Source organism: Flavobacterium rhamnosi, assembly GCF_048286515.1.
Taxonomy (GTDB): domain Bacteria; phylum Bacteroidota; class Bacteroidia; order Flavobacteriales; family Flavobacteriaceae; genus Flavobacterium.
This window is the reverse complement of the sequence record NZ_JBLVPS010000006.1, coordinates 13,907-38,411: the sequence shown is the minus strand read 5'-3', so window position 1 is coordinate 38,411 and position 24,505 is coordinate 13,907. Positions and strand designations below refer to the sequence as shown.

Sequence of the window (24,505 nt, the reverse complement as noted above, 5' to 3'; positions counted from 1 at the left end):
TTCACAAACCTATTTTTTATTTTAACTCCTAATTTATAACTCTTTAAAAGTATATACTTTTATACAAATGAAACCGATAATTGATAAAGTACTAATTAGAATAATTTCGAACTAAAATCATTATTTTTGATTTCCTTTTTATCAACAATTAATTCTTTAATAATAAATAAAGGGCGCTTTTTCACTTGAAAAAAAACACGTATCAAGTATTCCCCAATAATACCAATAGAAATTAACTGAACCCCGCCGAAGAGAATAATTAAAAAAATGATAGCCGTAAATCCTTCCGGAACATAACCACTTGTGAATCTTTTTACCAATGTAATAAAAAAATAAATTAGACTTATTGACATCGTGGAAACTCCTAAGAAGGTAATAAATTTAATTGGGAATTCACTGAAATTAAAAATGCCATTCATGGCAAGTTTAAGAAGTTGCCCTAAAGAATATTGCGTCTTTCCCGCATGCCTGTCAGGACGACTGTATTTAAAACCGATTTGCTTAAAACCTATCCAACTTCTCATTCCACGCAAATACCTGCTTTCCTCTGGCATAGTATTCATAATATCTACTACTCTGCGACTTAAAAGTGAAAAATCGCCTGAATCTAAAGGCATGTCTATCGAAGCAATTTTTTGCAATATGCGGTAAAATAATTTATAAAATACTACTTTAAAAAAAACTTCTTTTCTGGACTCTCTTATTGCATAAACTACATCGTAACCCTCCTTGTATAATAGAAATAAATCTTCTACTAATTCAGGTGGATCTTGCAAGTCCCCATCAATTATCATTACTGCTTCGGAAGCATTGACCATCGTCAACGCAGCAGTCAGGGCTAATTGATGACCGAAATTCCGAGATAAAATAATACTTGAAAAGCGCTCATCCCCTGAAGACAACTCTCTCATCAACATAGGAGTACTATCACTACTTCCATCATCTACAAGTATAACTGAAATTAAAAAACTGCTATTGTTTAGTAGTTCAATGATTCTCGTTATTAGTAATGGAAATACTTTCTCTTCATTATATAATGGGATGATTATATTTATCTCAGGATTCATTATAATAAATAGTTATAAAATTAATGATACGGGAATAATTCTATTGGATAGACTAGAAATCAGCCTTTACAAAGAAAGTTCTTTTTTTCACAACTAATGCGTACCTAAAAATTAAAATTACTTAGTTTTCATTTTTTAATCTGCTTTCTAAATTTTAAGAATATATTCTTTTACCATTCAATATTCCATTTTTATCAATCAATATTTTTACTATTGCACTATGTAAAATTACTCTGTTAACAACTTCTTCGTAAGGATTTCAGTAAATCGTTTTGCTCCACTATCATTCAAATGATTACAATTGAGAAACATTTTATCATCATTAACTGCTTCTGAAAAATCTTCTAATTCTGGGATTTTATTTTTCAGTTTCCATATGAAATCTATATTTTTGATTTTTTTACAAAACGGGGCACAATAATAGACAACTTCAATATTATTTTGTTTTGAAAAGGACGCTATACTATCCAAAATTATGTTGCTATCCAAAATCGCAACCGGTAACACTCCTCTCAATTCTTTCGTATTTCCATAATTAGCACCATAGCCCTTGTCCATCAGTACGTTGTTTTTTTTATGAATTACATTGGCAAAAACCTCCCTGAACCCCAATTTTAAATCATTATAGCAATACCTGTAAAAAGGGATGTAATAATTAGCGATTGGATCTTCGCCATAATTATCAAAATACTGTTTTGTTATTGAATTTTCTCTTAGAAAAGGAGTCATTTCGTATTGAAAAATATTGGAATTACCATCAGTATAATTGTAAATATAGTCCACTTGTATTAAAATTTTTTCAAAATGGATGTTATAGGCTTTTATTAATTGTAAAGAAGTATAAATATCTCCTAATTTAGCAGCCTGAAATCCCAGATTAACTGCTAGCTTACCTGTTTTATTATAAATTATTGAAGGTACAATTCCACTTTCTACCCTTGACGAACCTAGAAAAATATAATCTACTTTTTTGTTTTTTAAGCTTCTCAAATACTGAAATTTAGTTCGTGGATAGGAAGTCTCGTATGTTTTAGTGTAGACAACGTCCAACAACGAGATCATTGCCAAAATCACTAATATACCACCAACTATATAAACACAAAACTTCTTCATCTAAAACTGAAAATAAATAAAATCACTAGGACTGGAAAAAACTCCAAAAACCAAGATCATCATTATTATTGATACTGCTTTAAGTGCTGCAAATTTTCCTGCAATGAAATGTTCTCGTTCTCTTGCGTTCCACTCCAAAACCACAAACAACCCTAGCATCAAAAGTAATTCAATTGTATATCGTTCGAAAATTAAAAATTGAATTTTCCCTTCAAAATTAAAGCTAAACATATTCTTTATGTAAGAACAGGCATCCGAGACCGTTTTAGCCCTGAAAAAGATCCAGGCAAAAGCGGTTAAACAAAACGTTAACAGCATATTCACAAATTCTTTAAATGTCGGCAAAGATTTCCCTTTTGCAACACTTTCTATATTATTTCTATTATTCTGGGTTATCAAAAGTGGTAAAAAATAAACAGCGTGTAGTGCACCCCAGACAATAAATGTCCAGTTGGCTCCATGCCAAAACCCACTAACCAGAAAAATAATAAAGGTATTTCTAATTTTCATCATCATTCCGCCCTGACTTCCACCTAAGGGAATGTATAAATAGTCTCGAAACCATGACGACAAGGAAATATGCCAACGGCGCCAAAACTCGGCTATATCCCGTGAAAAATAAGGATAATTAAAATTGCGGAGTAAATCAATTCCAAAAAGTTTAGAAGTTCCTAAAGCAATATCCGAGTACCCACTAAAATCTCCATAAATTTGAAAAGAAAAATAAACAGCTCCTAAAAACAATGACAACGAATTCATCGATTCATAATTGTCAAAAATATCATTGGCATATAAGGCACAATTATCTGCTATGACCACTTTTTTGAATAATCCCCAGATAATTTGATGCACACCGTCTATCGCTTTACTATAATCAAAAAAACGTCGCTTCTTTATTTGCGGTAATAGATGGGTGGCCCTTTCTATAGGCCCCGCAACCAATAGCGGAAAATAGGCAACAAAAAGTGAGTAGGTGATTATATTTCTTTCCGGTTGTATTCTCTTTTTGTAAATATCAATAACGTAAGAGAGACCATGAAAGGTATAAAAGGAAATCCCGACAGGTAATATCACTTTCAGCGTCCAGAAATTAGCTTGTATTCCTAGTCCAGATAGTACGTCAGCAAAAGAATCGGCAAAGAAGTTATAATATTTAAAAACACCTAGAAAACCAAGATTTATGATGATGCTCAACCAAAACCAAAAAATTTTATTGCCTTGATTTTTGGCTTCCTCCATTTTTATTCCAGTGAAGTAATCTAGAGCTGTAGAAAACAACAATAAAAACAAGAAACGCCAATCCCAACATGCATAAAAGAAATAACTAGCTAACAACAGCAAAAGGTTTTGCAATTGTAAACTTTTTTTATTGGTCCACCAATATATGGCAAAAACAATGGGGAGAAATATTAGGAATTGGAAAGAATTAAAAAGCATTTATCTATCTCTAAATTGTTTCTGGTGATTGATGTTCCAAATATCGTTGATGAATCTGATTGATGAAATTAATTCAAGGAAACTAATCCATAAGTTTCAGTATCTCATATAAACTAATGCCTTGCCAAATATGAAAACTGGATTGAATATTGCCATCAAAATAGCTTTTTAGTTCTTTATCTAAGAATTCTTTATCAAACCAATTGGAGTAAGACGAATTTGCAATCTCTACAAAACATTGGCTTACCCATTCCTTCAAATCGACTGCCAACCATTCTCTTTGTGGAGTTTGTAAGGCTCTTTTAGGCGCAAAAACCAAATCCTCTGCCAAATATTGCGAGGCTATTTCGCGCAACATAAATTTAGAAACCCCATTTTTTATTTTAAAATCCAACGGTAAGGAAAAGGCAAATTCCACCAATCTATAATCTAGGAAGGGCTCTCTTAATTCTGTGGAATAAGCCATAGATACTCGATCATTAAACCTTAGCGCTCGAGGAATCTTAGTATAAAACAAATCCCTATATTGTTTGTTTAATACTTCATCTTCAAAAGGTTTTGGATACGATGGTTTTTCGGCTTTTGCCAAGAAAAAATCCGAAAGTATATTTGTTTTAAAGGGTGAATCTATAACTCCTTGGATTATCGCATCATTTTCTTGCGTGTAATAATCATATCCCGCCCATTGCTCGTCCATCCCTTGCCCATCGAGCAACACCAAAACTTTATCTTTTCGCGCTTGCTCGAAGATTTTGGCGTATGCCAAGGTAGGGATACCTCCATAAGGTTCCTCTTGTTGGAATGCCATTTTTTCAGCAAAAAAAGGAACTTCATCCGCTTTTAAAAGCACTTTCGTCAATGGATTTGTGGTTTTGCAAATCATCGATTCTACCCAAGGTAACTCGTCATAGTCTGGATTATTGGTGTAGAATGTATATGCATTGATTAAAGGATGACATTCTTCAACAAGCTCGCCATGGTTATTGCCTTTCTTTTGCAAATTGACCATAGCCAATAAAACCGAACTATCCAGTCCGCCGCTAATATTGAACCCAACAGGAACATCCGCCCTGAATCGTAAATTAATGCTATCTTTTAGAAGGCAAACATACTGCTCTTTTGCCTGCTTGTAGGTCCGATTTTTGGGTTGCTTGGCCACTTCTTCTTCAAAGCAATACCATTTTTTTATAGTTAAATTATGATTTTCGTATTCCAAAAAATGCCCACCAGGTAATTGTGAAATGCTTTCCCAAAAAGTTTCGTTGAGATTGCCATAAGAACCATAGACAAAATAAGATGCCCAAACTTTTTCGTTAGGTTCTTTCGAAACTCCGGCAGCATGTAATGCTTTTATTTCTGACGAAAAGTAGAACGAGTTATTTGAGATACTGTAATAAAAAGGTTTTACCCCAAATCGATCTCTGCCTGCAAACATTTTTTTATCTTGATTATCCCAAATAGCAAAGGCAAACATTCCATTCAATTTTTGAAGACATCGCGTTCCATAAGCTATAAATGCGGCCAATAAAACCTCGGTATCCGATTCAGTTTTAAAATCATATCGATCCCTCAATTCCGCTTTAAGTTCAATATAATTATAAATTTCACCATTGAATACCAAAACATACCGCCCCGAAGCATCAATAAAAGGCTGGTTAGCTTGAACTGATAAATCAATAATTGCCAAACGATTGTGACCAAAAGTGGCAAATCCTACATCATCATACTTTCCCGTTGCATCAGGTCCCCTATGATGTTGGCTTGTGAGCATCGCATCCAATTGAAGATCTTTGTAATCGCCTAGTATACCTGCAATACCACACATTATTTTAAATTATTTTTAATCATTTCTTCCGCCTTTTGCCAGTCAGCAAAAGTGTCAATATTAATATAGTACTCCGGCGCTGATTCGATAAAGGCAGTACTCTTTCCATACAAGGAATGTTCTTTTAAAAGGACTTCTGTCTTGGTAATATAAATACTTCCGTCCCTGTGAAAGGCAGTTGGAAGCTCTTGTCTGCGGCTGATGATTTCGACTTCTCCTGTGGCAATTTTTAAATTTCCTTCTCCATTTACTTCAAATGTCCAGTGCGGATTGTATTCGTGTGGTACTTTTTGCACAGAAACCAAAGAATCACAGCCACTTTCTATAAATTTTTCGACGGCTTTATCCAAAAAATTTAGCGTTCTAAATGGGCTAGTCACTTGCAAGAGACAGACCGCGTCAAAAAAAATTGTTTTTTTTTCATACCATTGCAAGGCATGAATAATAACGTCAATAGTAGGCGTATTATCTTGTGCCAAAGCCTCCGGTCTAGTAAAAGGCACCTTAACTCCCAGCCTTTTTGCAATTTCGATAATTTCTTCATCCTCACACGACAAAATCACCTCTGTAAAATACTTCGATTGCAAGGCAATTTCAGCAGTATACCCCAATAATGGTTTTCCGTTTAAAAACTTAATGTTTTTTCTGGGAATACCTTTAGATCCTCCACGCGCGGGAATTATGGCTAAAATTCTCATCTTAATACATAATGGTTTTATGAAATTGCAATGGCAATTTGGCTAACAAATCAGCTATTAAAGTACCTGATTTTCCGTCTCCATAAATGAGCGAAGAGGTAGATTTCCCTCTTTGTATAGATTCTATGATAGCAGATTCTATTTGATTCTGCGCATACTCCACATCCACACTATTTCCGCCCCTATCTCTCCTGTTTTGACGCGAACCTATATTTACCACGGGAACTCCCAAGAAGGCACATTCCCGTATTCCTACACTTGAATTCCCAATAAGACAATCGCTATGTTGTAATAATTGCAAGAAATCTTTTCCTTCCATATTCTTAAAAAAATGAACATTAGGCAATTGGTGCTGCTCCCGGAAAGCGCGAATGCCAGTTGAAGTCCCATCGGCTCCTGCATCCACATTAGGCCAAAACCACAGCGTGGGTTTATCTAGTTTATAAATCGCTTCCAATGTTGCTTCAATGTGTATGCGAGAATCCTTGTATTCTGTGGTTACTGGATGTTGCATCACTACCAAATAGCCATTCGACAAATCCGGTTTTGCTCCCACGCCACCATATTTTTGATACGGGTCGAAGGGAAGTGTTTTGCTATTAACTATCTCATCTGCTAAATCGATGGAAGGACAACCAGTGTTAAAAACCATAGTTGGATCTTCGCCTAATCTAATGACTCTTTTTTTTGCTGTCTCCGAAGCCACAAAATGGTAGTCGGATAACTTCGTGATGGCGTGACGTACTTTTTCGTCAATATTTCCAGTAACTTCTCCTCCTTGAATGTGTGCCAAAGGAATGTTCATATAAGAAGCCGCTATAGCGGTAGCCATCGTTTCAAATCTATCGGCTACGGTGACGACAATATCTGGTTTTAGGTTGTCAAAAACGGTGGATAGCTCCAAAATACCTATTCCCGTGGTCTTGGCTGCTGCGGTCAAATTCTCTCCTTCTAAAACATTAAATACTTTTGCGGCAATGGCAAAACCATCTTTTTCAATATAATTCACAGCAGAACCATACCGATCCAATAAAGCCGAGGCAGCCACAACCAATTGCAATTCCAAATCTGGATGCTCCTGAATAGATGACAAAACTGTTTTCACGCGACTATAAGAAGGACGTGCCGTAATGACCACGACTATTTTTCTTTTTGGCATTTTGAATTTATTATTCTTGGGTTAAAAGTAGGTAAAAAAGAGGAAAAAGTAAAAAGATATTTTAGCGTTCAGTTGTCATACTGAGTCTTTACAAATCAAGTCATTCTCATTCAAAAAATCCCATTGTTTCAAATCCTTGTTCAAAGTTTTTCCAATTATTTCTTGAAAATGAGAAGCATCAATCCCAAAACCCTTTGGTTTTTTGGATTCCAAATCATCAAAAGTTATGATGTGGTTTTTTGATAAATCTTTGTTGACCGCCAATGATTTTTCAAAAATTTGCTTCAGTGAAGAAAAAGCATCATTATTATTTTTATCAATGGGATTTGATAATGCGGTGGCTACATTCCGGACAGCCTTCACCAGATCCGTAATTTCTTGAATTGTAAGTGAAGATTTTGAATCTGGGCCAAAGAGTTGCCTGTCAAAAACAACGTGGAATTCCAAAATAGTGGCTCCCAACGCGATTGCAGCGATGCCCGTTTCAATTTTTGCGGAATGATCCGAAAATCCTATTGGAACATCATATCGTTTTTGCAATTCTTGAATCACATTTAATCCATATTGTTCCGGGAATGTAGGATATGCAGTAGTACATTGCATAATGGAAAAAGAAACCCCTCTTGCTTTAAGGAATTCTACAGCTTTGTCTAACTCAGCAAATGAACTCATTCCTGATGACAGTATCACGGGTTTCTCAGTTTGGGCAATTTTTTCCAAAATCAAGAAATTGTTTACTTCGCCAGAACCAATTTTGTATTGTTCTACGCCAATTTGCTCGAGCCAATCGACAGCTAAATTGCTAAATGGGGAACAAATAAAATCGAGCCCTAAACTCTCGCAATGCCGTTTAATGTCTTTCCATTGCGATAAAGTGAAACCCATTCTTTTCCAATAATCAAATCTCGTTTTATCCTCTAGCGAGAATTGAACCCGAAATGGTTCGTGCTCGCTGCTTTCGGCTTCTGCAATATGCATTTGAAACTTTAAGGCATCAACTCCTGTTTGGGCAAGAGCATCTATATAGGAATATAAAACACCTAAACTGCCTTCGTGTGCCTGACCGATTTCGGCAATTAAATAGGGAGATTTTTTTGACAACATATTTTAATTTTCTTTCTTAACTAACAAAAATACTCATTTTTACAATTGCCAATATATATTAGTTTCAATAATCAACTCATTATAAATATTCTAATTCCTAAAATTTTTATTAATAAACAGCGCATCTGTTTTTGAAGCCATACCTTCATCCGTATAAAGAACATCATAAAATCGAACCAATTCAAATCTATTTTCCAACAAGAAATTATAAATATCCCCAAAGGAAGATTGTCCAACATAGTTTTCGTTAAAAAATATCTCAACATATACAAACTGAATTCTATTTTGCTCCATCATTAGAGAAGATCCTTTCAAGACGTTAAGTTCATAACCCTCAGTATCTGTTTTTAATAAATTGATATATGATATTGAATTATTTTTACAAAACTCATCAACTGTAACGACATCTACTAAATACGTCTCCATGATTTTTGCACTACCATAAGCTCGTTTTAAAAGAGAATTTAACGCACTCCACGAATATTCGTTAAATTCTAGGTGACCGCAACTTGAACCGACCGCCAAATTATGAAGACTTATATTATTTTTTTTGAAATTTTGTGTTAAAGATTCAAAACAATTTTTACTTGGCTCAAAGACATAAATTTTCGCGTCAGGATAATGATTACTCATCTTATTAATTGTTTGACCTAGATTAGCACCTATATCAAAATAAACAATATCAGTCCCTACTAATTTATCTTTGATTGCCCTAAATGGATCTTCATCCAGCAGCAAAATTTTGCTTTTTTTTGAAATTTTATAACCAGTAGATCGCAACATTCTTTTTATAATTTTTTTCATATGTGTTTTATTATTATCCCATTCGTCTAATTATTACCCCTCGTTTGATGGCGTGTGCCCATAAAAACGGAACAAACAACATATAGAGAGTTGCTTTTAATTATTTTTTCTTGTTCGATTTTCTACCAAAAACAACTCGAACTGACGGAAAAATGTCATTAAAAAATAATTTAATCCAAGTGACTACTTTTTATTGCTATAAAATCCGTTTACTGATTCATTTACCGTTAGCTATTTTTTGGAAGCCAATATATTTTAGTTTCAGGCAGTTTGTTAAACGTATCATATTCTAGATCTGACAAGCGGTTGCTATTTTTCATTATTTTAGGGATTGCCCAAACCAAATCCAGTAATGCCAAAACAACAGCTTGAAAGGCCTTAAAATCTCCCTTGAACACTTTTTGTTTAAATTGGATCCAAAGGGAATAGACTATTTTTAGTGGAATTGCGGCAATGGGATTAAATAAGAAAAATAGATACCAACCAGAACGTAAAGACCTCCGTAATCGAAGAGAATAATCAGAATTACTTCTTCTTGATTTTACATCCACTCTATGATGAACCAAGACTTCGGGTAAATAGTACACTTCCCATTTTTTTTTAAACAATTGATAGGAAGCAAAGTTTTCTTCTCCGTAAAAAACAAACCATTCTGGATAATTGGGAATAGTACGCCAAGCCGACATTCTCCAAACATGCGCACAGCCAACAAATCCTTGCACCCTATGTAATTTTTCATTGCATGATTTCGAAATGGGTTCTTCGAGTCCCCAAAAAACACGAAATGCCATCAAGCCACAATTAGCATATTCTTCAAAATGTTTTTGTATAAATCCTAATGGATCATTGGTTACAAAGTGAGCATCATCATCCAATGAAATAGCATAATCAGCTTCGGTTTCATTCAACATCTTGTTTCTGCAAAAAATATAGCCTTTTGAAATGGGATTTCTTTCAAGTTGTATATTGGGAAAGTTTTCTTTTACGAAGTTATAAGTATCATCCGTAGAGCCATCATCAAAAACCACACATTTCATTCTACTATCTTCCAAAAGACATCTGATTTTACTCAAGGTAAAAGCCAAATCGGCTTTACGATTTTTGGTGGTGATTAGTATAGAAAAAGTGGAGTTTGTCATGGCTCATTAATTTAATTTAAATCATTAATAACATTTTTCAAATAATTTACAGATAAATATTCTTCTAAATCATTTCTATTCAAAAGCAAATTATTGGGGTTTTCTTTCCACAAATGATACAATTTTTCAATTAGTGCGGCAATTTTTTCTATATCGTCCACTTCTGACCAATAAGGATAATCGTTGCCCAACAATCTTCTGGTTTCGCTATAAAAAGGCGACAATGAAAGAATGGTTTTATTAGCATTGACACAATGCGGAAATTTGCCTGGAAGAAAGGGACTTATTTCAGATTTTGATTCCAAAATAATGTTTATAGAAACGTTTACTTGAAGATTATATACAACATCAAAATCAACATTTCCGTTGTAAATATAAATCTCAGGAGTACTTTCTTGATATTCTTCGAGCATTTGGGCATAGCTGGAAGCGGGTCCTAATAAAAAGAGTTTCGATTCTTTATTTGCGCTCTTATTTTTTTGTAAAAACAGTTTAAACCCCTCTATTAAACCTTTAGGAGATCTTTGTTCCATGAGATTACCGGCATGCAGTAGATTGAATTTTGCTACATTAAAATAGTCCGGTAAATTCCGATTTTGAATTAAATAATTAGAATTTTGATGAGGAATAATAATTCCTGTTTTTAGAAAACTGGTAAAATAACTTCCCATCCATTCTTTAAGCAACAAGCTGGGAAACGAACTATATTTAGCATTAATGGAAACTTCTCGAAAGAAATTTTCTTTTTTGTTGTATCCTGGCTCCACCCAATTATAGGGCCTTGGATTAAAATGAAAAGGATAGGGATCATGTATGTTTGCAATCCATTTATTGTATAATTCCGGAAATGATAACATTGCATAATGAGGACGAAAACTAGTTCCTTTACTTAGAGTTATTATTAAATCTGGATTGAATTTTTTCACTTCATTTATAACTAATTTTATTGAATCTACATCGTTAAAAAAAGTAAAAGAAAAACCAAATATACTTTCTAAAAAAGTATGAATATATATATTTAGATTCCGCTGTAAAATTCTTTGAGTTCTACTCAAAAGATAATTAAAACTCCACTTAATTTCTTTTATGGGCCGACAATCAATACCCATTAGTGTAATGTTTTTTCTTGTATAATGATATACCTTTATATCGAAACCACATTTCTTTAGATTTTCGATTAATGCAATGTTTCCCTTTGAACAACTGCTGTCATTTTTATCTATAGATTCAGTAATAATTACTATTTTTTTATTATCCATTAATTAATAATTACAATTTTTCTTTTATCCAATCTATAGTTTTTACTAAACCTGATCTAAAATCATGATTTGGATTGTAGCCTAAAAGTTTTTTTGATTTTTCAATATTGGCGCATCTATCTTTAACGTGGTCCCATATTCTCGGAGCAGTATAACTAATTTCCGATTTTGAACCTGTTAAAAATATTATTTCCTCTGCAAGTTTTTTTATACTCACCCTAGTTCCTGTCCCGCCATTAAAAACCTCTGCTCGTTTATATTTTGAAATAGCCAATTTTAAAAACAAATCTACTGTATCTTCAACATACGTAAAATCTCTAGTCTCTTCTCCTGAACCTGTAATTTTTATCGTTTGATTTAATAATGCTTTTTGAATAAAGTTAGGTATCACATTCCTATATTGCCCAGGCATTTCCCCGGGACCAAAACTATTAAAAATCCTAACACTAACTATAGGAATAGAATGTATCTCTGCATAATATTTACAATATAATTCACCTACAAATTTATTGATTGCGTAAGGAGTATCGTAAGGAGAAACATGTACATCTTCTTTCATTATTTCACTATTCCCATAGACACAACTGGAACTTGCAAATATAATTTTTTTCAAGTCCTTATTATTTTTTTGAGTTTCAAATAGATTAACAACTCCTTTAACATTAGTGTTTATGTCAGACAAAGGATGATCTACTGAATTTTGATTGGCAAAATGAGCTGCTAAATGAAAAATAAAATTGGGTTGATAATTTTTGAAAAAAGTATTTAGTTTTTCTGTATTCCCAATATCTATATAAGAAAAGGAAACTTGATTAGAAAAATTGGTGTGGCCTGCACTAAAATTGTCTATAACTTGAATGGTGCAACTGTAGTTTGCTGTCAAGTATTTTATCAAATTATAGCCAAGGGCACCAAACCCTCCAGTTATTAATATTTTTGAATTATTGAATGTCATTTAGAAATAAGTTTGTTTTTTTTTTAAATTCATTGTGTAATTTTATCTTTTACGTGGCTGCTGGGAGTGTACCGAAAAATATTATAATTTTCATTAATTATATCTCTTTAATTGCTTTTTTCTTTTATAAAGTGACAAACGTAAAGGTAATGTCCAATGAAAAAGCTGCCATTTCAATTTTTCAAATATAGGCAATTCAAGAACACTTAAAACAGCTTTAAATAATTCATATTCGACGAAATCTTTTGAAATGGTCACAAAATAACGGATTAAAGAAGGCGAGAGTAACTGTTTCTCTTTAAGATTTCTTATCACCAACAAAATAGCTTTTGTGTACGACTCTCTGCGATCTGCATTATTTCTATAGAACTCTCCTGTATTAGAGTCCGGATGTTTTCTATTATAATACAAAACATTGCTAATTATTAATCCTTTAAAATTTTCTAAAATGACTCTACTATAACATTCCCACTCTTCCGCATACAATAACGTTTCGTTAAATCGTATTGAGGTAAAACATTTCTTTTTCCACAATACGGTACAAGAAGCCAATCCAATTTCTTGAGTAACTACTTTCTTAATATCAGTCTTATTAAGTGATTTTACTATAGTAATTGGATAATTCTTAATTGTGGGTTTTTGTACTTCAAAAGACAATTTTTGATAATTACAAAAATCTACATTATTTGTTTCTATGACCTCGAGACCTATTTTTAAATTCTCAGGATGTATAAAATCATCATCATCAAAAAAAATAACATACTCTCCTTTAGCTAAGTCCAAGCCATAATTACGACATCCTGACAAACCTTTAATATACCCTTCAGGTCTTTTTGTATACTTAAATCTACTATATTGCTCCAGAAATAAAGCTATAACTTCTTCTGTATTATCTGTACCGCCGTCATCAATAATCAAACATTCCCAATCGGTAAAAGATTGATTTATTATGGATCGTAACGTCTCTAAAATGAAGTGCGCTCTATTGTAAGTTGCCATAACAATACTTACTTTGGGAATTATGCTCATTTTAGTACAGAGATAATATATCGCAAAGGTTTCAAAACAGCCTTCCCTATTTTGAATTCTAAGCGTTCCATATTTTTATTTTTTTCAATTTCCTCTCTTTCAATCCTATGCAACAAATGACTTATGAAATCTTGAAAATACAAAATATACAAATCTTTATGTTTTTCATAAATAAAATACTGTAACTGATATTTGATTTTATTAGCTCTTGATGTTGTAGAGTTTTCTTTTAACCTGTAATAAAATAAAAACTCAGGTATAATAAATGCTTTTCCTCCATTTTTTAATAATCGAATGTAAAATTCCCAATCCTCAAAACCGAATCGCATCGTCTCATCATATCCTTCTACAATAATACAATCCGCTTTCCTAAACATAGCACTCCCTGTTGCTTGGTTGTACATTAAAAAATCTCTTACCTCCCCACCTTTCGGGTAATAGCTTTGACTACAGGAATAATTGAATCTCTTCGTATATGAGGTCACTAACTTTATTGTTTCATTTTCTAAAACCAATATTGCCTTTTCACAAAAAGTCGATTCAAAATAATCGTCACTATCTAATATTAGAATATAGTTACCATTTGAAGCTTCAATACCTACATTTCTAGCTTTACTTTGTCCTTTATTCTCTTGCGTTATTAATTTTGTGATTTTAGGTTCTAACTTTTTTAAGACTGCTTTTGTTGCTGCATTAGATCCATCATCCACAATAATGACTTCTTTATTGCGATAAGTTTGGTTCAAGGCCGAAAGTACTGATTGCTCTACATATTTCGCATCATTATAACAAGTAATAATTATTGAGATTAAAATATCATTTTCCATACTTAAAATATATTCTTAGTCTTTTCTTCACCCTTTCCACTAGCGATCTATCATTCAATTGGTTAATAAAAAAATCTTTATTTTCAATAATTAAATTAGGATAACTTTTTATTATATTATCAAACAGTCCTTCCTTCATTTTTTCAATATAATACACCGACTTAACTTTAAATCTAATTTTAAACAAGTATTCAATCATTCTAAAACTGTTAATCATATCTGCTATTTTCTGCTCTTGGTTAAATGAACTCAAATTAGAGGCATCTCCAAATCTATAGTACGCATAAGCCTTCGAGGAAAAACAAACTTTTTCAACATTAACAATCAATCTCATCATAAATTCACCATCGTCATTCAAAGATAAATATTCATTCCATCCTCCTGAGTTTTCTATCAAATTTCTTTTTATTAAATAGGAATGTATAGGAAAATATCCTTTTGAATTTGCCAAAGCAGTCAAAAAAGTTTGGGCTGAATCAAATGAATGATACGATTCAAAATTGTCGAAAATTATTTTGTCATTATAAATGTTCGAAAATCTTCCCCATTTGCAAGTAGCAATTGAATTAGATGAAGCATTCTTTAAAATTGCCATTTGTTCTTGAAGTTTGTTTTCTGAAATCAGGTCATCAGAATCCAAATATTGGATATAGCTCCCTTTTGATATTTCAAAACCTAAATTTCTACAAGTACTTGCACCTTTTTGTCTCTCAATAGGTCTTTCAAAATATTGAAAACGACTGTCTTTTTTTAAATAATTCCCAACGACCTCAAAGGTGTTATCACTTGATCTATCATCAACTATTATACATTCCCAGTTCGTATAAGTTTGCATAATAACACTGTCGAGGGTTTCGCTAATGAGATGCGCTCGATTGTAAGTGGGAATAATTACGGAAACTTGTGGAATACTCATTTTAAAACTTATTCAATAAACCCAATTTGACCAACAACCCTATTTTTCTTGATTTTCTTAAATTTAAAGCCATTGTTTTTAACTCGAATAATTGGTTTATATCTTCGATATAACCTTTAAAATCAGAATTAAAAACTTCTTGCCTTTCCTCATACAACACTTTTATATTTGCCACATCAGAACTTATGCCATCTAAATAATAAGTTGCAAGGATTGCATCAACTTTGAAATAACTACAATTATACTTAAATAATGCTAAAATAAAAAATTTCCAGTCGGATACAATTTTCAAGTTTTCATCGTATAAACCAAATTTGCCGAAAAGATCAGTTTTTATAAAGGTGGATTGATGACATAACGTTCCATAATAAAAATCTGAAAACCGTAATTTTTCAGGGTACGAAACTATTTCTGAAGTATTGTCACCTGTGACTTCAATACTAAAATAGATTAAATCATAATTTTGCAAATGTTTTACATTTTCTTGTAATATTGTATTACTATACAAATGATCTCCGCTATTCAAAAATAACAAATACTCTCCGGTAGCCTTTAAAATCCCCTTGTTCATGGCATTGTAAACACCTGTATCGGACTCACTTATCCAGTAATCTATTTTACCTCTTTGACTTTCAATATAAGCCGCGCTACCATCAGTAGAACTACCATCTATAATGATATACTCAAACTCGCGCCAAGTCTGATTAACAACGCTCTCCATGGTTTTTTTCAAACCTTCGAGATTGTTGTAGTTGATGGTGATGATCGATAGTTTAGACATCTTAATATATACTATTTTATTTTTATGTGTTTAGTCCAAAATACTCTATTTCCCTCATAGGGAAAATCTTCTCTAAACCATGCATGACAGGCAAATGGAAGCTGACCAAATTTTTCATATAAAAAAGCTGGACATCTATCCCAAGAAAAGTTTATGGCATCGTAAACATTAGGTATTTTTAATCCATTAAATTTTGAATATGCTTCGATAAAAAAAATGTCCTCATTTAAACTGTGTATTTCTGCTTTATAATTATAATTATTTTTATATCCAAAAACATTTAGAGGCAACAAAAACAACTCCTTAAAAAAATTAATTTTACTTTTTTCATACATTTTTTTTTTCTCGAGTACTAACTGCTTCAGAGGTTTTATAGGCTTTTTAGATGTCAAGAGTCTAATTATAGATTCTATCTTTCTTAAAGAAAAACCACCATTTCCTGTTTGCCATAATTTAGAGCCTAAATAAGGATTCCCAACGAAGCCTTCAAACCAAACACCTCCGATATAATCATATCCTTTGTTTGACCAATCCAATAATTCATCTCTAAAAACATAACAATCCGTTTGATAAATAAGCATGTATTTGTATTTATCGAATGTCCTATAAAAATGAACATTTAACATCAACCGATTGTAGCCTGACAAATCTTCAAAATAGTGTTTGTCGAAATAAGTGAAATTTTCAATCACTATAAATTTTTCTTTGTAAAAATCAACATTTAATCCTTTAGGACAAACAAAATGAATCATATAATCTGAAAGCACTTTAATACATTGCTCAACAGATTGAATCTCAAAGGAATTTAAAGTTTTTTTGTAAATAGGTATTACGATACAAATTTCTTTTTTATTCATATTGGACTAATAAAGTTGAATCAAGCGCTTAAGTTTTTGAATGATTTTATTTTTAATGTTTCTCGCATTCCATACAAAATCTTTCTTTTCTTCTGATTTTGTATAGAAAGCTATTTGTGCATTTAAAACATCCTGAACTTCTTTATCAAAATTGGGTTTAATATTTTTCAAGAAAGGCACCCAAATCGACTCTCGTTCTTCTTGAGTTTTTGAAGACCAAACTGAAGTTCCATGCACCCGATACACCCCCATTATTTCGTCAAAACATCTTATGGCTCCATATCGTGCATTGAGAAGGTGTAAAAAATAATCCCCCACTGGTGATTGGTTAAAATACTCTGGCAATTCAGAAAATAAATTATTTCTATAAACTACACTACAAGTATGCATATAATTGCCTTTGGCTAAATCATTAATGCTAGTAGTTTCAGGAACTTTTGCAGTTATGGTCTCTTCTTCGATAACTCCGTCTTGTAACACATCTACCTTATGAAAACAAATAACATAATCGGCATTTGCCTCCAGAAAATCAACTTGTTTTTGCAGTTTTAATGGATCTGTCCAGTAGTCATCTCCTTCGCATAGTGCAATGTATTTTCCTTGACAATTTTGAATCGTTTTAGTCCAATTTCCAATCATTCCTATGTTCTTCTCTCGAGGGAAAAATTTTATTAGATTTGGGTATTTTTCCGCATATTCACAACAAATTTCTCTTGTTTTATCGGAAGAATTATCTTCTCCTATTACAATTTCATATTCAAAATTAACGCTTTGATTTATTGCCCCTTCAAGACATTCTCTAATAAAATTCTCGTGATTGTATGTTATAATACAAGCTGAAATTTTCATTTTATTCATGGTCTTCAGGATTTAACTTTATACTTACAAATATCTTTTTTCCAGTATCCGGGTCAATAAAGTAAGCGTTTTTAAAATCACCATGAGTTAATGCCCTTAACCTATCTATTAAATCTCCAACCAAAACTTGCTCCTTTAAATTTAACTCCAACAACTCATTAAAATCTCTTTTGAGATGCAAAGTACCTTCATCTTCTGGTTCAATTACATTGTAATTATTGTTAATTATATTTTCAATATTATTTTCTAGCAGTTTCAGCTCTTTCTCCAAAATCTTATTATAAAGAGTCTCTGAAGTATCAAAATTGTTTTTCGTGATTAATCCCCTCTCAATAATAGGACCATGGTCTAATTTATCATCAATTTCATGAATAGTAGCTCCAATAGGCATTTTTTTTATTATTGAGAAAACTTGAGGATACCAACCCCTATTAATTGGGTTAAATCCTGGATGAATATTTATACATTTCAAATGGTTTGTTAACTCAACTGGAAAAATTTGTTTACAATGGATTGAAAAAATTAGATCATAATTATTTTTGATATAATCAATATGCTTCTGCTTTTTCAAATCAAAAACCTTGATATCATGATTTAAAACATTAAAATCCTCTTTATTTGAAAACGAACTAATTGAAAAAGTAAAAAAACAATTAGGTATTTTTTTCCTTTCAATTATTTCAAGAAATCCTTTACACAAATAAAAATTATCAGAGATTATAAGTACATCTTTATACATAACTAATTATTTATTTATCAAAGCGCATATTAAATCTAGTTCTCTTATTGACAACCCCACAAACAAAGGTAAACACAAAATTCTGCTTGCAATATTTTCTGAAATTGGCATCAAAAAACCTCTTGTGTATTCAATTGTATTCAAAGAGGGATAGAAATAACGTCTAGGAATAATTTCATTATCATTTAATTTTTTCTCCACTCTTAAAAGTTGCGCTTCACTTTCAAAAATTACGGGGTAATATGCATAATTCCAATGGGTATTATCCCTGATTTTTAGTACTTGTAGTTTTGAAAAATCAAGATTCTGATTGTAATAATCGACTACTTTTTTTCTTTCTGCTAATACGGTTTCCATATAAGGTATAACTGCCAAACCCATTGCAGCCTGCAATTCAGACATCTTTCCGTTAATTCCTAAGCCGTAAAAATCCAAAGGTCCATTGTGTCCAAAATTGTGACTATAAAACAATTGGTGGAACAATGCTTTATCATTGGTAAACATTGCACCACCTTCACCTGTTTGAAAAAGTTTTGTTGCGTGAAAACTACAACTGCTTATATCTCCATAATCAAAGAGTGAATTGCCTTTGTAGGTCACTCCAAAACAATGCGCCCCATCATAAATCACTTTTAAGTTGTGCTTTTTTGCAATAGCTTGAATAGCTTCTACATTACAAGGATTGCCAAAAACATGGGTGGCTAAAATTGCTGTTGTTTTATCCGTTATAGCCGTTTCAATTTTAGTTTCATCAATTGTTAAATATTCTGGGTGAATATCTACAAAAACGGGTGTACAATTCTCCCAAACTATCGAAGCTGTCGTTGCTACATAAGAAAAGGGCGTGGTGATGATTTCGCCTTGTTTTCCCAACAATTTCAAGGCTATTAGTAAAGGTATAGTTCCGTTATTGGTTACAATGATATTCGATACGCATAAATAATTTCGTAGTTTTTCTTCTAGTTCCAAAACCAACTCACCCCTATTTGTAAGCCATTGATTGTCCCAAGCCCGCTGTACTTGCTTGTTGTATTCTGCTATAGGAGGTAAAAAAGTCTTGGTTACGTTTATCATCATACTATTACTTGAGAATCTATTAATCCATCCTTTTTTACAAACACTAATTCCACCAACCACAGTACTTTTAGTTGAAACGGTCTATTTATATCTGTGATTTCGAATAACCTATAGTTGTTCTCGTCCATAAAGTTAATCAATTTCAAAAAGCTATTGTCAAATGATTTATTTACCACTCCTGCCTCTACCATAAATATTTCAGTTTTCCCGAAAAAGTCACTTGCTCCTTTCAATACCTCAATGTCCAATCCTTCGGCATCAATCTTAATAATATCAGGGATTGGCCATTCACTATTTGACAATAGACCATTTAAGGTAACCACAGGAATTTCTATTTGCTTGAATCCCGCAACTTTTGCTTCTTCCTGGGTATATCTAAAAGAACAGCTATCGTCTCTATCAACAATCGTGAATGGAAAGGAGCCTTCTTTTTCTCCCGCTCCAACTGGATAAAATTGAACTTTCGAGTTGACATCTAAAATATGTTGAAAGGAATCTTTAAGCCAGTTTTGTGGTTCCAACAAAGTATAATAAGCCTCTGGAAAATGACGTAAGGCTTCTCTTGTCCATGCTCCATGATTAGCGCCAATGTCAACAATATGACTGGGAGTAAAACCGATTTTTTTTAACGTATCATAAAAATTAAATAATAAATAATCTTTATTATTAGTATTTACTATCAGTTTTTCTGTATTAACTTTTTTTAAAGTGTATCCCAGTTTATTAATTATTCTTTTTAATAATTTCTTCATTTTTTAATATTAGTCTATCAACCAATCAAATTTAGGTTTTATAAAACCCGGCTCTCTTCCCATCCAAGATCCAATGAACCTTTCTCCTTCTTGAATAGTAAAAACCATAATGTCTTTTTCTATAAACAAAGTGGTTTTGGCATCCTCTATAACATAAAAGGACAAGTGATAAGTTCCTACATTTAAAAATCCTTCCGGCAAAGTACACTTTATTTTATTTATCCCCTCTTTTAATTTTAAATTATTATTAGCGTGAGAAATAGTAAAAAGCGGTTCCCCGGAATCATTATTTAAAACAAATGTTACGTGCAATTCTCTAGTGCTATCTTTTAAAGTAAATGAGGTGTTAATTTCTATTATTTGATATTCATCCAATGGTTCATCATAAGATTTACCTATAGGGTTTAAACTAATTTCGTGAAGCGTAAATTCCTTTTTATCATAATCTGATGAGAATATTTTTCTGTTTTCTGATTCTGAATCACCGCTAAGATAATAACTTATGGCATTTTCAACTGTATCTAATTTTGTTACTATTCCGTTCTCCAAAACAATAGCCTTGGTACACAAACTTTTCACCGCTGCCATATTATGACTTACAAACAAAACTGTTCGTCCTCCCTTTCTGGAAATATCCTGCATCTTGCCAATGGCTTTTTTCTGGAACTCGGCATCGCCCACGGCCAGCACCTCATCGATCACCAATATTTCGGGCTCAAGAAATGCCGCCACAGCAAAAGCCAGTCGCACCGTCATTCCGCTACTGTAGCGTTTCACCGGTGTGTCAATGTAACGCTCACAACCGGAGAATGCAATAATTTCGCCGATCTTTGACGCGATTTCTTTCTTGGTCATTCCAAGAATGGCACCGTTCAAATAAATATTTTCTCGCCCTGTCATTTCCCCGTTAAATCCTGTGCCCACTTCGAGCAAAGAGGCAACTCGCCCACCAAATTTTATGTTGCCTGTGGTTGGTGCCGTAACTCGTGATAAAATCTTCAACAGTGTCGATTTTCCTGCTCCATTTTTGCCTATAATACCCAATACTTCACCACGCTCCACCTCAAAATTAATATCCTTTAGGGCCCAAACATAATCACTCTCGCCTTTCGTACTTCGTTCATTGGCATCACCTATTTTTAAATACGGGTTTTCTTTACCACGCATCTGATGCCACCAACGATTCAAGTCATGAGTCAATGTACCAGTACCTACCTGTCCGAGGCGATATTGCTTGGAGATATTTTCGGCTTTTAATATAATGTCTTTCAAGTAATGTATTATTGGGTTAATGGGTTAATAGGTTTGGTTAAACAATTAAACGTTTAACAATGAACAGATGACTCACAACTGCTATTCGCCAAATTTAAAGAGCAATTTGATTTATTCCCTATTTTAGCTATTTTGAATTGATGTTACTTGAAAAAATTCAAGAAAAACCATTTTATATTTCGCAATGGTTTCAATACTGCCGCACCTAATTTATAATCAATTGTATTTCTAAATTTATTAATCTCCACTTTTTCTAAATCAGAAGCTGTTAAAAACTGATCAATCAACGCTTCATAGTGCCTAAAATAAACATCCTTATTCTTGATGTAAATGTATTTCTTGGTCTCTTTATGAATTTGATTCATTCCCGCACTTCTGGAACCAATACTCTGCCTGTAAAAAAACAAGACTTCTTCAATAATATGGACTTTCCACCCCAAATTGCACACTCTTAAATAAAATTCCCAATCTTCATAGCCATTTCTTGGGTCTTCGTCATACCCGCCCACTTTCTCCCAACATTCTTTACGATAGAGTGAGGAACCCATGTTGGCAGCATTATGAAACAAAAAATCAGTAATAGACCTAGCCGTAGTTTTAAATACATGCAATTGTTTGTCGTTTGTGAAATATTTTCCCCAACTACTCACTATTCCTATTTCCGGATTATTAACTAGTACATTTAGAGCCTTTTCTATAAAAGTGGCTTCATACTTATCGTCGGCATCCAAGGTTAGAACGAATACTCCTTCTGCCTTTTCAATCCCTAAATTTCTGGCACTGCTAACACCTCCATTTTCTTTGTATAAATAGGTAAAACGAGGGTCTTTATCCTCCCATTTTCGAGCAACTTCCTCCGTATTATCTGGACTGCCATCATTTACAATAGCACATTCCCAATTAGTATAGGTTTGGTCACACAGAGATTGCAAGGATTCATCCAAGTACTGGGCTTGGTTATAGCAAGGAACAATTATAGAGACTTTGGACATTTGCATACATTTTACAACTTTAGGTTTTACTTTTTAAAAGCATAAATCATCCCGGTAATCGGAGTCAAAAACCTTGAAATCACCATAAAGTTATTTTCTATCAATATGTTTTCCAGTATTTTAGCTCCTTTATCATGCCATTCAATTAACAATATGTCAATATCCTTCAATAAATTACTGTAATTCAATTTTTGCATTATTTCATATTCTGCTCCTTCACAGTCAATTTTCAAAACAATTTTCTGCTCTGGATGTTTTGCTATCAAATCAGGAAGTAGGTCACTGATACTCTCGATAACTATTTCGATTTCTTTTGCTTTATTTCTATCTATGACAAGGCTTAAATCTAATCGTATGCCACAATTCCCTTTTGCTAGGGGATCGTAAAGCACTTTCTCCTTTCGGGTTGAACCGCCCAGCCCATAGTTGAAGGTTTCAATTTTATTGGAATAGCCTTTATTTAATCCAAAATTATAAAGCGCTTGATTGTATGTTGTATCTACAGGTTCGAAAGAATATATTTTGGATACATTTTTTTTTAAGGCAAAAAATAAAGAACTAATGCCAATATTCATTCCTATATCAAAAACAACAAGGTTTTCCTTAGACAATAAATTATAATCTTTTTCAACAAATACTTCCTTCAATATGAAAAATTCTTCAGACGTTTCTATGTATAATTTTAAATCATTAAAACTGGTCAGAACACCATCTTTATGACTCTCCAACACTAGTTCCGGGAACTGTTTTTTAATTTCAAATAAATAAGGAGCTGAATTAATTACTAAATTATACTTGTCGTTTTTGACTGCAAAACCTTCTACTAATTTTTTTAATTTTTTTTCCTCCTGTGCTATATTTGAAATTTTGTAACCTAGTTTTTTTAGTATTTTATGGATGTATTTTTTCATCAATTTACTTTAAGCTTTACTTTGTTTAAATTCGATTTCACTTGAGTCATTACTATACTATACTGTATCAATAAAACTTTTCTCCGTTTTGTTAAAAATTAACAATCCCACAAAAAACACAATGAGGGTTACGCTAACAGTATAAACCAATCCCCAAACAGAAACATTTCCTATACCCAATAGCATGTAACGCGTGGTTTCTATAACATAAGCCAAAGGATTGTATTGCACCAACCAGGCGTAGTCGGGCATCTTGTTTTTGATCAGTTCCATGGGATACATTACTGCCGATAAATACATTAGCAACTGGACGCCAAAACTGATCAAATAACTAAAATCCCTATATTTAGTTACTAATGATGAAATAAACATCCCCAATCCTAATCCCAAAACACCCATTAAAACGACCAGCAAAGGAAAAAACACTGTGACAGCATTTAAGCTAATGGCAGCCCCTTGAGTATAATAAAAAATATAAAACGCAATAAAAATTAAAAATTGAATTCCAAATTTTAACAAATTAGATATGACAATAGAAAGAGGCATTATCACCCTAGGAAAATAAACCTTACCAAATATGGCCGCATTTCTTTTGAAGGTATCCGAAGTGTCCGTGAGGCAAGCCGTAAAATAATTCCAAATCGTTATTCCCGCCAAGTTAAACAAAAAAGGAGGTACTGCACCTGTTTCAATTCCCGCAACCGTATTGAAAATCAAAGTAAAGGTTATAGCCGTAAATAAAGGCTGTATCAAGTACCATAAAGGTCCTAAGATGGTTTGCTTATAGACTGTCACTACATCTCGTTTTACAAAAAGCATAAGCAAATCGCGATACTGCCAAACTTCTTTGAGGTTTAGCGAGAAGAATTTATTTTTTGGCGTTATCTCAAACAACCAAGCAGTATCTGTATTTTCGTTGTTACTCATCGTTTTA

General features: G+C 32.7%; 24 protein-coding genes. All 24 read right to left on the bottom strand.

What is annotated here, in order from left to right; all coding sequences use genetic code 11:
• Positions 1-95: 95 nt before the first annotated feature.
• Positions 96-1,067 carry a glycosyltransferase family 2 protein gene (locus ACNQGN_RS06805; protein WP_417987090.1) on the bottom strand — a complete coding sequence of 324 codons (972 nt, stop codon included), beginning with the start codon at positions 1,065-1,067 and terminating at the stop codon, positions 96-98.
• Positions 1,068-1,295: 228 nt separating this feature from the next.
• Entirely contained in the window at positions 1,296-2,180 is an 885-nt protein-coding gene (locus ACNQGN_RS06800) for a hypothetical protein (protein WP_417987089.1), read from the bottom strand.
• Positions 2,181-3,617 carry an MBOAT family O-acyltransferase gene (locus ACNQGN_RS06795; RefSeq protein WP_417987088.1) on the bottom strand — a complete coding sequence of 479 codons (1,437 nt, stop codon included), beginning with the start codon at positions 3,615-3,617 and terminating at the stop codon, positions 2,181-2,183.
• Between the two features lie 82 nt (positions 3,618-3,699).
• Positions 3,700-5,442, bottom strand: coding sequence for an asparagine synthase (glutamine-hydrolyzing) (gene asnB, locus ACNQGN_RS06790; RefSeq protein ID WP_417987087.1), 1,743 nt, complete (start codon positions 5,440-5,442; stop codon positions 3,700-3,702).
• Positions 5,442-6,140 carry an acylneuraminate cytidylyltransferase family protein gene (locus tag ACNQGN_RS06785; RefSeq protein WP_417987086.1) on the bottom strand — a complete coding sequence of 233 codons (699 nt, stop codon included), beginning with the start codon at positions 6,138-6,140 and terminating at the stop codon, positions 5,442-5,444. Before ACNQGN_RS06785 ends, asnB begins: the two co-directional genes overlap by 1 nt.
• Before the next feature lies 1 nt (position 6,141).
• Positions 6,142-7,299 carry a UDP-N-acetylglucosamine 2-epimerase gene (neuC, locus tag ACNQGN_RS06780; protein ID WP_417987085.1) on the bottom strand — a complete coding sequence of 386 codons (1,158 nt, stop codon included), beginning with the start codon at positions 7,297-7,299 and terminating at the stop codon, positions 6,142-6,144.
• 75 nt (positions 7,300-7,374) lie between these two features.
• On the bottom strand, positions 7,375-8,403 hold the full coding sequence (locus tag ACNQGN_RS06775) for an N-acetylneuraminate synthase family protein (protein WP_417987084.1): 1,029 nt from the start codon (positions 8,401-8,403) through the stop codon (positions 7,375-7,377).
• A gap of 90 nt (positions 8,404-8,493) precedes the next feature.
• Positions 8,494-9,207, bottom strand: a complete 714-nt coding sequence (locus ACNQGN_RS06770) for an FkbM family methyltransferase (RefSeq protein ID WP_417987083.1) — start codon at positions 9,205-9,207, stop codon at positions 8,494-8,496.
• 227 nt (positions 9,208-9,434) lie between these two features.
• Complete coding sequence (locus tag ACNQGN_RS06765) at positions 9,435-10,346, bottom strand: glycosyltransferase family 2 protein (protein ID WP_417987082.1); 912 nt, start codon at positions 10,344-10,346, stop codon at positions 9,435-9,437.
• 11 nt (positions 10,347-10,357) lie between these two features.
• The gene (locus ACNQGN_RS06760; RefSeq protein WP_417987081.1) at positions 10,358-11,605 is read right to left on the bottom strand and encodes a glycosyltransferase family protein; all 1,248 of its coding nucleotides are present in this window, start codon (positions 11,603-11,605) and stop codon (positions 10,358-10,360) included.
• 10 nt (positions 11,606-11,615) lie between these two features.
• Entirely contained in the window at positions 11,616-12,560 is a 945-nt protein-coding gene (locus ACNQGN_RS06755; protein WP_417987080.1) for an NAD-dependent epimerase/dehydratase family protein, read from the bottom strand.
• 93 nt (positions 12,561-12,653) lie between these two features.
• Positions 12,654-13,589, bottom strand: coding sequence for a glycosyltransferase family 2 protein (locus ACNQGN_RS06750; protein WP_417987079.1), 936 nt, complete (start codon positions 13,587-13,589; stop codon positions 12,654-12,656).
• Complete coding sequence (locus ACNQGN_RS06745) at positions 13,586-14,416, bottom strand: glycosyltransferase family 2 protein (protein ID WP_417987078.1); 831 nt, start codon at positions 14,414-14,416, stop codon at positions 13,586-13,588. Before ACNQGN_RS06745 ends, ACNQGN_RS06750 begins: the two co-directional genes overlap by 4 nt.
• Entirely contained in the window at positions 14,406-15,332 is a 927-nt protein-coding gene (locus ACNQGN_RS06740; protein WP_417987077.1) for a glycosyltransferase family 2 protein, read from the bottom strand. The genes ACNQGN_RS06745 and ACNQGN_RS06740 overlap by 11 nt, the downstream gene beginning before the upstream one ends.
• Before the next feature lies 1 nt (position 15,333).
• A complete protein-coding gene (locus tag ACNQGN_RS06735) occupies positions 15,334-16,113 on the bottom strand; it encodes a glycosyltransferase family 2 protein (RefSeq protein WP_417987076.1) in 780 nt (259 codons plus the stop codon).
• Between the two features lie 11 nt (positions 16,114-16,124).
• On the bottom strand, positions 16,125-16,970 hold the full coding sequence (locus ACNQGN_RS06730) for a DUF5672 family protein (RefSeq protein WP_417987075.1): 846 nt from the start codon (positions 16,968-16,970) through the stop codon (positions 16,125-16,127).
• A 6-nt stretch (positions 16,971-16,976) separates the two neighbouring features.
• Positions 16,977-17,828: a glycosyltransferase family 2 protein gene (locus ACNQGN_RS06725; protein ID WP_417987074.1), complete on the bottom strand. Its 852-nt coding sequence runs from the start codon at positions 17,826-17,828 to the stop codon at positions 16,977-16,979.
• Complete coding sequence (locus tag ACNQGN_RS06720) at positions 17,821-18,567, bottom strand: dTDP-4-amino-4,6-dideoxyglucose formyltransferase (RefSeq protein WP_417987073.1); 747 nt, start codon at positions 18,565-18,567, stop codon at positions 17,821-17,823. Before ACNQGN_RS06720 ends, ACNQGN_RS06725 begins: the two co-directional genes overlap by 8 nt.
• Positions 18,568-18,573: 6 nt before the next feature.
• Positions 18,574-19,641: a DegT/DnrJ/EryC1/StrS family aminotransferase gene (locus tag ACNQGN_RS06715; protein ID WP_417987227.1), complete on the bottom strand. Its 1,068-nt coding sequence runs from the start codon at positions 19,639-19,641 to the stop codon at positions 18,574-18,576.
• Positions 19,641-20,396, bottom strand: coding sequence for an FkbM family methyltransferase (locus ACNQGN_RS06710; RefSeq protein WP_417987072.1), 756 nt, complete (start codon positions 20,394-20,396; stop codon positions 19,641-19,643). Before ACNQGN_RS06710 ends, ACNQGN_RS06715 begins: the two co-directional genes overlap by 1 nt.
• 9 nt (positions 20,397-20,405) lie before the next feature.
• Positions 20,406-21,668, bottom strand: coding sequence for an ABC transporter ATP-binding protein (locus tag ACNQGN_RS06705; protein WP_417987071.1), 1,263 nt, complete (start codon positions 21,666-21,668; stop codon positions 20,406-20,408).
• A gap of 143 nt (positions 21,669-21,811) precedes the next feature.
• Positions 21,812-22,660 (bottom strand): glycosyltransferase family 2 protein, encoded by an 849-nt coding sequence (locus ACNQGN_RS06700; protein WP_417987070.1) that lies wholly within the window; start codon positions 22,658-22,660, stop codon positions 21,812-21,814.
• A gap of 26 nt (positions 22,661-22,686) precedes the next feature.
• Positions 22,687-23,571: an FkbM family methyltransferase gene (locus tag ACNQGN_RS06695; protein WP_417987069.1), complete on the bottom strand. Its 885-nt coding sequence runs from the start codon at positions 23,569-23,571 to the stop codon at positions 22,687-22,689.
• A 57-nt stretch (positions 23,572-23,628) separates the two neighbouring features.
• Positions 23,629-24,498 (bottom strand): ABC transporter permease, encoded by an 870-nt coding sequence (locus ACNQGN_RS06690; RefSeq protein ID WP_417987068.1) that lies wholly within the window; start codon positions 24,496-24,498, stop codon positions 23,629-23,631.
• Between the last annotated feature and the right edge of the window lie 7 nt (positions 24,499-24,505).

Bases quoted from the DNA above. Each gene is read 5' to 3' on its own strand.
- ACNQGN_RS06805 (WP_417987090.1), bottom strand. From the start codon at position 1,067: ATGAATCCTGAGATAAATATAATCATCCCATTATATAATGAAGAGAAA.
- ACNQGN_RS06800 (WP_417987089.1), bottom strand. From the start codon at position 2,180: ATGAAGAAGTTTTGTGTTTATATAGTTGGTGGTATATTAGTGATTTTG.
- ACNQGN_RS06795 (WP_417987088.1), bottom strand. From the start codon at position 3,617: ATGCTTTTTAATTCTTTCCAATTCCTAATATTTCTCCCCATTGTTTTT.
- asnB (WP_417987087.1), bottom strand. From the start codon at position 5,442: ATGTGTGGTATTGCAGGTATACTAGGCGATTACAAAGATCTTCAATTG.
- ACNQGN_RS06785 (WP_417987086.1), bottom strand. From the start codon at position 6,140: ATGAGAATTTTAGCCATAATTCCCGCGCGTGGAGGATCTAAAGGTATT.
- neuC (WP_417987085.1), bottom strand. From the start codon at position 7,299: ATGCCAAAAAGAAAAATAGTCGTGGTCATTACGGCACGTCCTTCTTAT.
- ACNQGN_RS06775 (WP_417987084.1), bottom strand. From the start codon at position 8,403: ATGTTGTCAAAAAAATCTCCCTATTTAATTGCCGAAATCGGTCAGGCA.
- ACNQGN_RS06770 (WP_417987083.1), bottom strand. From the start codon at position 9,207: ATGAAAAAAATTATAAAAAGAATGTTGCGATCTACTGGTTATAAAATT.
- ACNQGN_RS06765 (WP_417987082.1), bottom strand. From the start codon at position 10,346: ATGACAAACTCCACTTTTTCTATACTAATCACCACCAAAAATCGTAAA.
- ACNQGN_RS06760 (WP_417987081.1), bottom strand. From the start codon at position 11,605: ATGGATAATAAAAAAATAGTAATTATTACTGAATCTATAGATAAAAAT.
- ACNQGN_RS06755 (WP_417987080.1), bottom strand. From the start codon at position 12,560: ATGACATTCAATAATTCAAAAATATTAATAACTGGAGGGTTTGGTGCC.
- ACNQGN_RS06750 (WP_417987079.1), bottom strand. From the start codon at position 13,589: ATGAGCATAATTCCCAAAGTAAGTATTGTTATGGCAACTTACAATAGA.
- ACNQGN_RS06745 (WP_417987078.1), bottom strand. From the start codon at position 14,416: ATGGAAAATGATATTTTAATCTCAATAATTATTACTTGTTATAATGAT.
- ACNQGN_RS06740 (WP_417987077.1), bottom strand. From the start codon at position 15,332: ATGAGTATTCCACAAGTTTCCGTAATTATTCCCACTTACAATCGAGCG.
- ACNQGN_RS06735 (WP_417987076.1), bottom strand. From the start codon at position 16,113: ATGTCTAAACTATCGATCATCACCATCAACTACAACAATCTCGAAGGT.
- ACNQGN_RS06730 (WP_417987075.1), bottom strand. From the start codon at position 16,970: ATGAATAAAAAAGAAATTTGTATCGTAATACCTATTTACAAAAAAACT.
- ACNQGN_RS06725 (WP_417987074.1), bottom strand. From the start codon at position 17,828: ATGAATAAAATGAAAATTTCAGCTTGTATTATAACATACAATCACGAG.
- ACNQGN_RS06720 (WP_417987073.1), bottom strand. From the start codon at position 18,567: ATGTATAAAGATGTACTTATAATCTCTGATAATTTTTATTTGTGTAAA.
- ACNQGN_RS06715 (WP_417987227.1), bottom strand. From the start codon at position 19,641: ATGATAAACGTAACCAAGACTTTTTTACCTCCTATAGCAGAATACAAC.
- ACNQGN_RS06710 (WP_417987072.1), bottom strand. From the start codon at position 20,396: ATGAAGAAATTATTAAAAAGAATAATTAATAAACTGGGATACACTTTA.
- ACNQGN_RS06700 (WP_417987070.1), bottom strand. From the start codon at position 22,660: ATGTCCAAAGTCTCTATAATTGTTCCTTGCTATAACCAAGCCCAGTAC.
- ACNQGN_RS06695 (WP_417987069.1), bottom strand. From the start codon at position 23,571: ATGAAAAAATACATCCATAAAATACTAAAAAAACTAGGTTACAAAATT.
- ACNQGN_RS06690 (WP_417987068.1), bottom strand. From the start codon at position 24,498: ATGAGTAACAACGAAAATACAGATACTGCTTGGTTGTTTGAGATAACG.